Raw genomic sequence first — 12,976 nt, 5'->3', positions numbered from 1 at the left:
CCGGGCAAAACGATCGGTAAGCGAGAAAAGTTCAGAAGTCCACATTAAGCCCGAGCCAATAGCGACGCCCGTCTTCTACGAAGCCATATTCGTCATACGTGACGGATTCATCAAAGAGGTTGTATACCCCTAGGTTAATCTTGGCACGCTCGTTGACCCGGTATCCGACCCCGCTGTCAACGAAGGTATACGACGGAGCCACAAGGGAGCTCTGAGACGGCCCTGTCGTTGGCTGACTCTCTTCGCCACGGTAAGTCAGGCGGACCCAAGGACTGAGCGTTTCAGTGGCCTGCCAATTGAGTGAAGCTGTGAAGAGGTGCTTGGGAAGTTGAGTCAATGGCTCGCCCTCGTATTCACCACTTTTCTGTTCGGAGTCGGTGTATGTATAACTCGCTGACAAGTCGAGATCACGTGTCAGCGGGGCAGCTAAGGTCAGTTCGGCCCCTTGGGTGACGGCTTCGTCGACATTGATTCGATAGGTCGGGTCGCTGCCGAATCGGTTAGGGCCTGCGTCACACACCGAGATGGGGCAGGCTACGCGCGTTATCTTGTCCTCGAAATCATTATGGAAGAGGGTAACGCCTGCATTGAAACCACTGGCTGCCGTGTAAAGAAGCCCGATCTCCTTATTAAGTGACGTTTCCGGTTCGAGATCAGGGTTTCCGTAAACGTCACCTCCGCGACTTATTTGCCCCCAGTCTGCGGTGGTTTCGCGTAAGTTGGGCGAACGGAACCCCGTTGAGATACCTCCTTTGAGTGTCCACTGTGGCGTCATATTCCAGACGCTATAGAGGCGGGGGCTTAAGTGACTGCCATAGTTTTCGGCATCGTCCAGGCGGAGCCCGCCGGTTAACGAGACGTTTTGGGTCAGTAACCACTCATCTTCTGCATACAACGCGTATTGTGAAGACTCGACATTTGTACGATCAGAAATTTGATTCGAGGTGGCGTCTTCAAGGCTTTCTTCTTCGTAGCGACCGCCGACAGTGACAATATGAGCGCCTAGTGGCATCACCAAATTAGTATCGAAAATCGTATTGGTGATTTCCATCTCACGTTTTTTATTTTCACTTTGCTCACGTTGGACATAGGTCTTGCTGGTACCCACGTCCCACCGTCCCGTATGGGTCAGTGCAATATGTTCCCGCGTGAATTCGTTATGCGAATCCGTGCATCCCCCGCGGCAGCCCTCGCTCGGTGCGGAACGCCCCATCAAGGAGTCGCGGCTTTGTTCCGTGGCACTCCCTTCGAGCGTAAAATCGTGGTTCTGGGTCGGAGTCAGCGTCAAGCGAGCGGTGAGGCTGCGTAAGTCCTTATCTTCGTAGCCGTTAACGATCTTGTCTTCGTCGCGAGTGCTGGCTTGACCGTATAGTTCGATACCCAGCAAGCCGGCCCGGAGCGGACCACTCAAATAAAAATTGGTCTGTTGGCTATTTCCCGAGGCGCTGTCTTCTTGAATCACCGTGTCGGCTTGCACGCTTCCGTGCCACTCGGTAGCCACCTTCCGTGTGATCACGTTAATGACCCCGCCGATGGCATCAGAGCCGTATAGAGTCGACATGGGGCCTCGGATCACTTCGATTCTCTCGATTGCTTGAAGGGGCGGGAGCCAATCCTGCTCGAAGCCAGCACTGCCGTTCGGTCGGCTCTCACGAGTGGATTGTGGCTTGCCGTCCACCAGGATCAATGTGTATTGGGAGGGCATGCCGCGAATACTGATATCCGCGCCATTATCCCCAGCACCGCCTCCGGTCACGATGACACCCGGCACATCGCGTAGGGCGTCTGTCACGTCGCGATAATACCGTTCCTCCAATTGCTCACGGCTGATGACACTAATAGAGGCGGGTGCATTCTTGGCCTGTTGTTCATAGCCCGACGCGGTTACCACGATATTGCTGAGCTGCTGGTCTTGTTGTGCCTGGGCGACGGACGCGACGAGGGCCATACCGATGGCGCAGGTAAGCGCGGAGCGTTGAGGGTGTCCCATGATTCACCTTTGAATGATCATTTGTTTCAAATGTTAGTGATTATTATCTGCAGAAGTCATTCTATTGCGAAAGCGATACCGACTGGAGGGTGGATACGGCAACGTCACGTTCATGTTTGTGCAACGCTTTGTGCCTCGTCGCCCAAAGCCGCATCATGTGAGCCGATACACCACGCTATACCGAGCCAGGGAGGGAAGGGATGTCCGATGCCACATGGGTCTTCGTGTTGCTTGGAGCGACGCTTGCCGCCTTCGTCTGGGGGCGGTTCCGGTATGACCTGGTAGCACTGATTTCCTTGCTGGTCGCGGTGATGCTTGGTTTGGTACCCGCCGATGATGCCTTTCTGGGCTTTGGTCATCCCGCAGTCATCACCGTTGCGGCTGTCCTGGTCCTGAGCAAGGGCTTCGAGCGTTCCGGCGTGGTCGACGTTATCGCGGAGCAGGCGTTCAAGGTGGGCAGCCGGCTTTTCCCTCAGTTGCTGGTGCTGACCGGCACCGTCGTCGTTCTATCGGCGGTCATGAATAACGTGGGTGCCCTGGCATTGATGTTGCCCGTCGCGATACGCATGGCTCGCAAGCACGACAGTCCGCCTTCCCTGCTGCTGATGCCATTGGCGTTCGGTTCCTTGCTGGGCGGCCTGCTGACGATGATTGGAACCCCTCCCAACATCATCATTGCTAGCTATCGGGGCAGCCAACTCGGTGAGAACTTCGGCTTGTTCTCGTTTACGCCGGTTGGAGCGATGGTCGCCATGGCTGGGTTGCTGTTTCTGGTTACGCTGGGTTGGCGCTTGACACCTCGCAGAGAGGGCCAAGCCTCCGCTGAAGAGCTGTTCGATACGGCGCACTACCTGAGTGAGCTCCGCGTGACCAAGGATGCCAAGGCGGTGGGCTGGTCGCTTCTGGACCTGCAGAAAGCCATCGATGAACATATTCCCGTGCTTGCGGTAGTACGAGAAGATAAACGTCATGCCGGGCACGCCTTCATGGGCCGGTTGCGTGAAGGCGATGTGCTCTTGGTCGAGGCTGGCCCCGAGGAAATGAAACAGCTCGAAAGCAAGGCGGGGCTGCGTCTCAATAGCCATCGGGATTCGGAATACGAGGGCGAAGAGGACTCACCGGAAGACGCACGGAGAGAACAGGCCGACAGGCACGAGGTGAGCGCTTCGAGCCGGCGAAGGGAGAACGACGACAGCAATTCGAGCCGATCTGTCGACACCGAGGGGTTGCAGCTGGTCGAGGCCGTCGTACGCAACGACTCGATGATGATCAATCGGACCGTGGTTCAGCTTCGCTTGCTCAACCAGCATGGCTTGCACTTGGTCGCTGTTGCACGCGATGGCGAGCGGTTGCGTCAGCGCCTGCGCGAGATTCGCTTTCGGCCGGGTGATGTATTGCTCATGCAGGGTGATGAGGGAGGGCTCTCCGAGAGCTTGGCCACACTGGGATGCCTGCCCCTGGCCAACCGTAACCTGACCTTGGGCCAACCGCGCATGTTGCTGGTCTCGCTGGCCATCTTCTCGGCGGCTATCCTGCTGATGCTCTTCGATGTCTTGCCGGCAGCGGTTGCGTTGACGGCTGCGGCAGCGGTATCGCTTCTGGTGGGGGTGCTACCGATGCGTGATGGCTATCAGGCGATCGATGGGCCCGTGATCGTCCTGCTTGGAGCGATGATCCCGGTGGGCCAGACGCTCGAGACGAGTGGTGGTGCGGCGTTAATTGCCGACGCGCTGCTGCAGTTGGGTGAGCATTGGCCGCCCGTGGTGACGTTGGCAGGTTTGTTCCTGCTGTCGATGGTGCTCTCAAATATCATCAACAACGCTGCGGCAGCGCTGTTGATGGCGCCCATTGCCGCAAGTCTGGCGCGTGGTTTCGATCTATCGCTCGATCCCTTCCTGATGGTGGTCGCCGTATCCGCTTCGTGTGCCTTCCTGACCCCGATCGGCCACCAGTCCAATACGCTGGTCATGGGGCCGGCAGGATATCGCTTCAGCGATTACTGGAGACTCGGGTTACCGCTGTCGTTGGTGGTATGGATCGTGGCCATTCCCATGATCCTGTGGGTGTGGCCGCTGTCCTCCTGACAAGGTCCTCCTTCGGTACGAAGCCTCAACGCATGAACCCCGGCCGAAGCCGGGGTTCATGGTTTGCACTGCATGCGGTTCAGGAGGCGTTATGCCACACGATCTTGTCTCGATCCTGAGCGAAGGCATCGAAGGCAAAGTCATCGACGGTCAGCAACTCCAGCACGCCTGTCTCGAATTCGCGCATGAACGTCGCTTCGTCTTCGGTGATGACCCCGACGCTTAGCGCTGCTTCGAAGCGCTGTTCGGGATGCAGCGCCTGGCTAGGCAGTTCTCCCTTGGCATAGGCCTTGGTGACCTTGCGATAGATCGGCTCTGCCTGGGGATAATCTTTCAGCAGGGCATTGTATTGCGCCAGGGGATTGTCCCGTTGACCTTCATCCTGACGATCCCAGGTGTCGGCGATCAGCTTGCTGCGCAACGCCGTATGGCGAGACACGTTCTGAGCGATCTCGCGTGTCTGGATGTCGCTCGGCTTGCGCCAGCGGCGTCCCATGGGCATGACCAAGGCAGACAGGAGCTTGCCGAGTGCCCGGTTGGGCAAGTTGTCGAATAGCTCGACGAACGCCTGCTCCGCACGATAGAGCAATGTCCGGCAACTGTAATGCAGCAGCGTCGCCTCGCCTTCGACCTTGTCTGATTCATGCCACTGCTTGATGACCATCGAGGCCAGGTAGAGGTTGGAGAGCACATCGCCCAGGCGGGCCGAGATCATTTCCCGCGACTTGAGGGACGAGCCCAGGCTGGCCATGGCTGCATCCGCGCATAGACTGAACCCGGCGGACAGTCGGGACACGTCAGCGGCGTAGGGGCCCGCCACCTCATCGAAGGGCGTCGACACCGTGCTCAGATGCAAGCCGCCCAGCAGGGCGCGTGCGGCATTGCCGAAGATCAAGCGCACGTGCGAGAACAGCGCCTTGTCGAAGGCCTTTGGATCATTGGCGTCCTTGGCGGCCAGTTCCTCGAGCACATGCGGATGGCAGCGTATCGCTCCCTGACCGAAGATCATCAGGTTGCGAGTCATGATATTGGCGCCTTCCACGGTGATCGCCACCGGGTTGGCGCTATAGCCGATACCGATATAGTTGCGCGGTCCGAGGGTGACCGCCTTGCCACCGTGGATGTCCATGGCATCGGCCAACAGGCTGCGCTGGAATTCGGTCAGCTGGCTCTTGAGGATGGCCGAGGGCACGGATGGCTTCTCACCATGATCGACCAGGTTGGCGGTCTGGGATACCGCCGCCTGAGCGATATACGCCAGCGACGCGATACGCGCCAGGGGCTCCTGTACGCCTTCCATTTCCGCGACCGGCAAATTGAACTGACGCCGCAACCGGGCGAACCCGCCGGTCCAGCCCAGCGCATAGCGCGCGGTACCGGTGGCGCCGGAAGGCAGCGTAATGCAGCGTCCCACCGATAGGCACTCGACCAGCATGCGCCAACCCTGGCCGGCCATTTCCGGCCCACCGATGATGGTATCCAGCGGCACGAAGATGTTCTCGCCCTTGATCGGCCCGTTCATGAACGGGCTGCCGATGGGGTGGTGGCGACGACCGATTTCCAGCCCTTCCGTCTCACGGGGAATCAGCGCGCAGGTAATGCCGAGATCCTCGTCGCCGTCCAGCAATCGATCGGGGTCGAACATGCGAAAGGCCAGGCCGACCACGGTGGCGATGGGCGCCAGGGTGATCCAGCGCTTCTCGAAGGTCAGGTCGAGTCCCAGTACCTCCTTGCCATCGATGGTACGCTTGCAGACCACACCGATATCCGGCAATGAGGTCGCGTCGCTACCGGCGCGCGGGCCCGTCAAGCCGAAGCAGGGAATTTCACGCCCGTCGGCCAGGCGTGGCAGATAATGATCCTTCTGCGCCTGGGTACCGTACTTGAGCAACAGCTCGCCCGGACCCAGTGAGTTGGGAACCCCCACGGTAACCATCAGCGTCTCGTTGACTGACAGCTTCTGAAGCACGGCCGACTGGGCCTTGGCCGAGAACCCCAGCCCCCCGTACTCCTTGGGTATAATCATGCCGAAGAAGCCTTCCTGCTTCAGGTAGCTCCATAGTTCGGGCGGCAGGTCGGCCCGTTCCCGCGTGATTTCCCAGGCGTTGCACATCCCGGCCGCGACCGAGCACTGGTTGTCGAGGAAGGCGCGCTCCTCTTCGTTCAGCCCATCGTTGCGGTAGCTCAGTAGCGAATCCCAGTCGGGCTTGCCCGTAAAAAGCTCGCCATCCCAGGAAACGGTGCCAGCTTCCAGCGCGGTGCGCTCGGTATCCGAGACGCGCGGGGCGACCTTCTTGAAGGTGGCAAACAGGCGCGGCGACAGCCAGCGTTGACGTAGCTTGGGCAGGCCGCCCGCTGCGACGAGAGCGGCGCCCAGCAGCAGGAGAACACCCAGCACCTGCGCCTCGACGACCAGGCTGAAGACACCCATCAGCACGAGGACGCCCAGCACCGCTTTTGCGCCCGCTTCCCGATGCATGACGAAGAGCAGTGCGACGGCGGTCAATAGTAAGAGAACCAGATGGACCATGCAGCAGAACCTCCCTCGGCGTGTAGGATGACTCGATACTCTAACAAGCGTTTGAATTATTCAAGCATAGTCGATCCTCGGCCGACCTAAGTCTCATTCTGGCTCGCCCGACGAAAAAACCCCGCAGCGCGGGGTGAAGGAGGCAACGGAGTATCGGGATCAGCTTGTGCCACGTTCCGGTGACTTACGTGCCGGGGCGTTGCCGGCCACGTAATAAGGCGCGTCGGCCTTGGGCAGTGGGTCGCGGCCACGTACCTTGTCGGCCATTTTTTCGGCAATCATGATGGTCGGGGCATTGAGATTTCCCGTCGTGATCACCGGCATGATCGAGGCGTCGATGACACGCAAGTTCTCCAGGCCGTGTACCCGACCGGCGCCATCGACCACGGCCATGTCGTCATAGCCCATCTTGCAACTGCCGCTGGGATGATAGGCAGTCTCGGCGTGTTGACGCACGAATTCGTCGAGTTCCTCATCTGTCTGCACGTTGGGCCCGGGCGATATCTCGCGGCCCCTGTAGGGGTCCATGGCCGGCTGAGCGATGATTTCTCGCGTCAGTCGTATGGCGTCTCGAAACTCCTCCCAGTCCTTCTGTTCCGACATGTAGTTGAACAGGATGCTGGGTGCGGCATTGGGGTCCTTCGATGTCAGGCGGATTCTGCCTCGGCTCATCGAACGCATCGAGCCGACGTGGGCCTGGAAACCATGGGCCTGTACGGCACTCTTGCCGTTGTAGCTGATGGCGATCGGCAGGAAGTGGTACTGCAGGTTGGGCCACGCCTCATCGTCATTGGTACGGATGAAGCCGGCAGCCTCGAACTGGTTGCTCGAGCCGATACCGGTGCCGAAGAACAGCCATTCGGCGCCGATCTTGGGCTGGTTGTACCATTTGAGTGCAGGATAAAAGGAGATCGGCTTGGTGCACTCGTACTGGATGTACATCTCCAGGTGATCCTGGAGGTTTTCTCCGACACCGGGCAAGTCGTGAACGACCGGAATGTCGTACTCCTTGAGGTGTTCAGCGTTGCCGACCCCGGAGCGCAGCAGGATCTGTGGCGAGGCGATGGCGCCGCCACACAGCAACACCTCACGGCGCGCTCGTACTTCCTGGGCCGCCCCCTTGCGAGCATAAGCCACGCCCACGGCGCGCTTGCCTTCGAACAGGATGCGGTCGGTGACCGCGTGAGTCTCGATAGTCAGGTTGTCACGGCGCTTGGCCACGTCGAGATAGCCACGCGCCGTGGAGGCGCGGCGGCCATTCGGCGTGGTGGTGCGGTCCATCGGGCCGAAGCCCTCCTGCTGATAGCCGTTGACGTCCTCGGTTGCAGGATATCCTGCCTCGATCCCGGCCTGGATGAACGCACCGTAAAGTTCGTTGTTGCCCTCCTTGGGCGTAGCCACCGAGACGGGACCCTCACCGCCATGGTAGGTATTGGGGCCAATGTCCCGGGTCTCGGCACGCTTGAAGTAGGGCAGGCACTCGAGGTAGTTCCAATCTTCCAGCCCGGGCTGCTTGGCCCAGCTGTCGTAATCGAGCGCGTTGCCGCGCAGGTAGCACATGCCATTGATGAGGGATGAGCCGCCCAGCCCCTTGCCTCGCCCACATTCCATGCGGCGATCGTTCATGTAAGGTTCGGGGTCGGTCTCGAACGCCCAGTTATAGCGCTTACCTTGCAGCGGATAGGCGAGGGCGGCGGGCATCTGGGTACGGAAGTCGAAACGATAGTCGGGCCCGCCGGCCTCGAGCAGCAGCACGCTGACGTCGGCATCTTCGGTCAGGCGCGTGGCCAACACATTGCCCGCCGAGCCGGCACCGATAATGATGTAGTCATATTCACGAACTTGGGACATTTCAGCCCTCCGAAACAGAGATAGGTCGAATCCGGGGCGCGAACCGGCAGGTATGACGCGAAGACGCTATGAACCCATCCGTGGGCGCTCGGCATTTTCATCCCTGAAAATGACGCTTCGCTTACCTACCTCCCGGTTCGCCAAGGAGTGCGTCAGAACGCCGATTCGAAGGGCCCCATCTCGATCTGGACCGATTTGATCTGGGTGTAATGATCCAGTGTCGACACCCCATTCTCGCGGCCCACCCCCGATTGCTTGTAGCCGCCTACTGGCATTTCGGCCGGCGACTCGCCCCAGGTGTTGACCCAGCAGATACCGGCTTCGAGCTGGTGAATGGTGCGGTGCGCACGGTTCAGGCTCTCGGTGAACACGCCCGCTGCCAGCCCGTAGTGGGTATCGTTGGCGCGACGAATCAGCTCATCCTCATCGTCGAAGACGAGAATGGACATCACTGGCCCAAAGATCTCCTCCTGGACGATGCGCATGTCATCGTTGCAGTCGGTGAAGACCGTGGGGGCCGCCCAGGCACCGGTGGCGTAATCACCGTGATTCATCGGCTCGCCACCGATCAGCACGCGGGCGCCTTCCTGTTTGCCGATCTCGATATACGACAGCACCTTCTTCTGATGTTCGAAGCTCACCAGCGGGCCGAAGTTGACCTCGGGATCGAGCGGGTTACCTGCCTTGATGCGTGCCACACGCTCCTTGACCTTGGCCTCGAAAGCCTCTTTCACGGAGCGCTGCACGAACGCACGCGTGCCATTGGTGCAGACCTGGCCACTGGAATAGAAGTTGGCCATCATCGCCGCATCGGCTGCGCGATCCAGGTCGGCATCGTCGAACACGATCAGCGGAGACTTGCCGCCGAGCTCCATGGTCACATCCTTCAGCGACGAGGCGGCCGCTGCCGACATGACCTTCTTGCCGGTGCCTACCTCCCCCGTGAAGCTGATCTTGTCGATGCCCTCATGATTGGTCAGCATCTGACCTACCTCGCCGGCACCATGGACCACGTTGAAAACGCCATTCGGCAGCCCGGCTTCGGTGAAAATCTCGGCCAGTTTCATGGTGGTCAGCGGTGTGATCTCGCTGGGCTTGAAGACCACGGCATTACCGGCGGCCAGGGCCGGTGCCGCCTTCCAGCAGGCGATCTGGATCGGGTAGTTCCAGGCCCCGATCGAGCCGATCACCCCGAGCGGTTCACGCCGGGTGTAGACGAATGACGTTTCACGCAGCGGGATCTGGCGACCTTCGATCGCGGGTGCCAGCCCGGCGAAATATTCCAGGGCATCCGCACCGGTAACGATATCCACCGCCACGGTTTCGCTGATGGGCTTGCCGGTATTCAGCGTTTCCAGCTCGGCCAATTCGTCGTTTCGCTCACGCAGCAGCGCGACGGCACGATTCATGATGCGTGAACGCTCCACGCCGGTCATGGCTGCCCAGACTTTCTGCCCGCGACGCGCTGAGGCGACTGCAGCATCGACATCGGCCTGAGAGGCGAGCTGGATGTCGGCGAGGTGGGAACCGTCTGTCGGGTTGAGGACAGGGAAGGTCTCATTGGATGTCGCGTCGACACGACGACCATCGATATACAATTGCTGGAGTTCGATCGTTGCCATTGCGTCCTCCTGCGGAGCGTGCGGAATAGGGCTGATAAGCGGTGTGCTGGGGCGTCAGGCTGATCCAGCCTGGGCCAGTTGTTGATCCAGATACGCGTAGGCCAGGTATCTTGCGCCTTCTACCTCCATCTTATCCGGAGCCAGGGCACCACGTAGCCAGAGGCCATCGACCATCGCAGCCAGGCCGCGGGCTGCTCGCCGGGCCTCGTCTTTTGGCAGGCACTGGCGAAATTGATGGCTTAGATTGGAATACAGGCGTCGGTCGTTGACGTATTGCAGTCGCTGTAGATTGCGCTTGTGCATGCTGCTGGCCCAGAACGCCAGCCAGGTCTTCATGACGGCCTGACTTACCTGGCTTCGGTCGAAGTTGCCGTCGATGATGGCTCTTAGATGCTCACGGGGCGAATCAGATGCCAGTGCCTGCCGGCGACTGGCTACAGCCTCGCCAAGGTCGCTCAGGATCTGACGCATGGTGGCTTCCAACAGGCCGTCCTTGCCGCCGAAATAATGGCTGATGATGCCTGCAGAGACACCCGCGCGCCGGGCGATTCGAACCACGGTGGCATCGGCCAGGCCGGCCTCATCGATAGCTTCCATGGTGGCCAGGATCAACTGGCGTCGACGTATGGGTTCCATGCCGAGCTTGGGCAACGATGCATCTCCTGACGTAGGGCGACCAGGACCTGGGTTGGGGCAGCGTTATCGGCTTACCTGGCCATTGGGCGCAACTTCATTTAAGGTGGAAAGTATACATATTTTTATTGAACGTTCAATCAATAAAAATATGTCAGACGTTCTCTCGCTCGCCAGCGCTTGGCAGCAGGGGGAGCACAACGGTGGCTTCGCTATTCGGTATGCCGCCAAGGGACAAAATGGACAGGAGAAGAACATGAACGAGGCAATGCTTAAGCGTGCCCTGGTGACGCTGGGTACCAGTACCCTGTTGGTCGGTGCCGCTGCCGTTCAGGCACAAGAAGACGAAAGTTGCGAACGGGTGCGTTTTGCCGAGGTCGGTTGGACCGATATCACCGCTACCACGGCACTGACGAGTGAAGTACTGGAAGCACTGGGCTATGAGACCCGAGTCGATACCGTATCGGTACCGATTGCCTACTCCGGTCTGCGCAATGAGGACTTCGATGTCTTTCTGGGCAACTGGATGCCTTCCATGGCCTCGATCAGCGATCCTTACATCGAGCAGGGCGACGTCGATCGAGTGGCGGCCAACCTGCAGGGCGCCAAGTACACCTTGGCCGTTCCCCAGTACGTTCACGATGCTGGCGTGACCTCCGTCGAGGATCTCGATGCGGATGCCGAACGATTCGAGAGCCGTATCTACGGCATCGAGGCCGGTAACGATGGCAATATGATCATTCAAGATATGATCGATGACGATGCCTTCGGCCTGGGCGATTGGGAACTGGTCGACTCCAGTGAGGCGGGAATGCTGGCCGAGCTTCGCTCCAAGGCGCAGAACGAGGAATGGATGGTCTTCCTGGGCTGGGAGCCGCATCCCATGAACACCAACTTCGACATGGCCTACCTGGAAGGTGCTGACGATTACTTCGGGACCAACCTGGGCGGTGCGACGGTGCACACCAATACCCGTGCCGGCTATGTCGAGTCCTGCCCGAACGTGGGCACGCTGCTCAAGAATCTCGAATTCACCCTCGAGATGGAAAACCAGCTGATGAGCGCCATCATGGATGAAGGCGTCGATCCGCGTGAGGCGGCGCGCAACTACCTGCAAGAGAATCCGGGCGTGCTCGACGAGTGGCTGGAAGGCGTGTCTACACGGGGCGGCGAGGAAGGCCTGCCGGCCGTCAAGGACGAGCTTGGCATCGAGAGCTGAGTGTAGCGGAACGGGCCTGCGGACTTGCCAAGGGGCAAGGCCGCAGGCATAATCCGCACCGCGTTGGCGGTCGCATCGATTTTGGCGCGCCACTCGTGGCTACGTAGCTCAGCTGGTTAGAGCACATCACTCATAATGATGGGGTCCCCTGTTCGAATCAGGGCGTAGCCACCACGAATCCCATTGGCCCCGCCTGGTTATCCAGGCGGGGCCAATGCATTGTACAGGTTCGCATTTCTCCTACCGATTGCTTCTGCATTCCGACTTGACCTGACCGCCATGTTCCGTATACTACGTCGCGTGTTCCGGGTCGTTCCCCGATAGCTCAGTTGGTAGAGCAAATGACTGTTAATCATTGGGTCGCAGGTTCGAGTCCTGCTCGGGGAGCCAACCCAGTGTCGTCTTCACCAGCGTAATTCGCGGATAGCTCACATACGTTGTTCGCACGATTCCCCGATAGCTCAGTTGGTAGAGCAAATGACTGTTAATCATTGGGTCGCAGGTTCGAGTCCTGCTCGGGGAGCCAACACAACGCGCTACGGCGTTACCCCCTGAACACTGCAAGACGACGATTCCCCGATAGCTCAGTTGGTAGAGCAAATGACTGTTAATCATTGGGTCGCAGGTTCGAGTCCTGCTCGGGGAGCCATCGCTCTATAGCGCTTTTTTCTATAGCCTTTCTTCTGCGCTTTCGTGCCGTGCTTCCTGTCCTGCATAAGCCTAGGCGTTCCCCGACAGCCCCAGCCAGAGCGGAACGAATACGACCAGTAGCAGTACGATGATCAGGCCGACCAAATACGGGATGATGGCCCGCGTGATGACGATTCCCCGATAGCTCAGTTGGTAGAGCAAATGACTGTTAATCATTGGGTCGCAGGTTCGAGTCCTGCTCGGGGAGCCAACCCAGTGTCGTCTTCACCAGCGTAATTCACGGATAGCTCACATACGTTGTCCGCACGATTCCCCGATAGCTCAGTTGGTAGAGCAAATGACTGTTAATCATTGGGTCGCAGGTTCGAGTCCTGCTCGGGGAGCCATCGCTCTATA

The 12,976-nt window shown here is 59.4% G+C and carries 8 protein-coding genes and 6 tRNA genes; 8 read left to right on the top strand and 6 right to left on the bottom strand.

Going from position 1 to position 12,976, the window contains the following annotated elements; all coding sequences use genetic code 11:
- Positions 1-31 precede the first annotated feature (31 nt).
- The gene (locus tag JH15_RS03260) at positions 32-1,990 is read right to left on the bottom strand and encodes a ligand-gated channel protein (RefSeq protein ID WP_043526952.1); all 1,959 of its coding nucleotides are present in this window, start codon (positions 1,988-1,990) and stop codon (positions 32-34) included.
- 200 nt (positions 1,991-2,190) lie between these two features.
- Here JH15_RS03260 and JH15_RS03255 point away from each other — a divergent pair, with 200 nt between their 5' ends.
- On the top strand, positions 2,191-4,074 hold the full coding sequence (locus JH15_RS03255) for an SLC13 family permease (protein ID WP_043526949.1): 1,884 nt from the start codon (positions 2,191-2,193) through the stop codon (positions 4,072-4,074).
- Between the two features lie 79 nt (positions 4,075-4,153).
- Here the strand turns inward: JH15_RS03255 and JH15_RS03250 are convergent, their stop codons facing one another.
- From JH15_RS03250 to betI, 4 genes are all read right to left on the bottom strand, one after another.
- Positions 4,154-6,604, bottom strand: coding sequence for an acyl-CoA dehydrogenase (locus tag JH15_RS03250; RefSeq protein WP_043526945.1), 2,451 nt, complete (start codon positions 6,602-6,604; stop codon positions 4,154-4,156).
- A gap of 159 nt (positions 6,605-6,763) precedes the next feature.
- Positions 6,764-8,455 carry a choline dehydrogenase gene (gene betA / locus JH15_RS03245; RefSeq protein ID WP_043526943.1) on the bottom strand — a complete coding sequence of 564 codons (1,692 nt, stop codon included), beginning with the start codon at positions 8,453-8,455 and terminating at the stop codon, positions 6,764-6,766.
- Between the two features lie 152 nt (positions 8,456-8,607).
- Complete coding sequence (betB, locus tag JH15_RS03240; protein WP_043526940.1) at positions 8,608-10,077, bottom strand: betaine-aldehyde dehydrogenase; 1,470 nt, start codon at positions 10,075-10,077, stop codon at positions 8,608-8,610.
- A 54-nt stretch (positions 10,078-10,131) separates the two neighbouring features.
- Complete coding sequence (gene betI / locus JH15_RS03235) at positions 10,132-10,728, bottom strand: transcriptional regulator BetI (protein WP_197053268.1); 597 nt, start codon at positions 10,726-10,728, stop codon at positions 10,132-10,134.
- A gap of 238 nt (positions 10,729-10,966) precedes the next feature.
- Here betI and JH15_RS03230 point away from each other — a divergent pair, with 238 nt between their 5' ends.
- The 5 genes from JH15_RS03230 to JH15_RS03210 all read left to right on the top strand — a co-directional run bounded on the left by JH15_RS03230 (position 10,967) and on the right by JH15_RS03210 (position 12,578).
- Positions 10,967-11,929 carry a choline ABC transporter substrate-binding protein gene (locus tag JH15_RS03230; RefSeq protein ID WP_231566360.1) on the top strand — a complete coding sequence of 321 codons (963 nt, stop codon included), beginning with the start codon at positions 10,967-10,969 and terminating at the stop codon, positions 11,927-11,929.
- A gap of 97 nt (positions 11,930-12,026) precedes the next feature.
- A tRNA-Met gene (locus JH15_RS03225) sits at positions 12,027-12,103 on the top strand.
- 140 nt (positions 12,104-12,243) lie between these two features.
- Positions 12,244-12,319: transfer RNA gene (locus JH15_RS03220), tRNA-Asn, on the top strand.
- Positions 12,320-12,379: 60 nt separating this feature from the next.
- Positions 12,380-12,455, top strand: a tRNA-Asn gene (locus JH15_RS03215).
- A 47-nt stretch (positions 12,456-12,502) separates the two neighbouring features.
- Positions 12,503-12,578: transfer RNA gene (locus JH15_RS03210), tRNA-Asn, on the top strand.
- Between the two features lie 71 nt (positions 12,579-12,649).
- Here JH15_RS03210 and JH15_RS18435 read toward each other — a convergent pair.
- The gene (locus JH15_RS18435) at positions 12,650-12,781 is read right to left on the bottom strand and encodes a hypothetical protein (protein ID WP_269319771.1); all 132 of its coding nucleotides are present in this window, start codon (positions 12,779-12,781) and stop codon (positions 12,650-12,652) included.
- Here JH15_RS18435 and JH15_RS03205 point away from each other — a divergent pair.
- Both JH15_RS03205 and JH15_RS03200 read left to right on the top strand, forming a co-directional pair.
- Positions 12,755-12,830 (top strand) — tRNA-Asn (locus JH15_RS03205). The two genes, JH15_RS18435 and JH15_RS03205, sit on opposite strands and share 27 nt — an antisense overlap.
- 60 nt (positions 12,831-12,890) lie before the next feature.
- Positions 12,891-12,966: transfer RNA gene (locus tag JH15_RS03200), tRNA-Asn, on the top strand.
- Positions 12,967-12,976 lie beyond the last annotated feature (10 nt).

Source organism: Litchfieldella xinjiangensis (assembly GCF_000759345.1).
Taxonomy (GTDB): Bacteria; Pseudomonadota; Gammaproteobacteria; order Pseudomonadales; family Halomonadaceae; genus Litchfieldella_A; species Litchfieldella_A xinjiangensis.
Note: the sequence above shows the minus strand (reverse complement) of the source record. Positions and strands in the feature narration are given on the sequence as shown.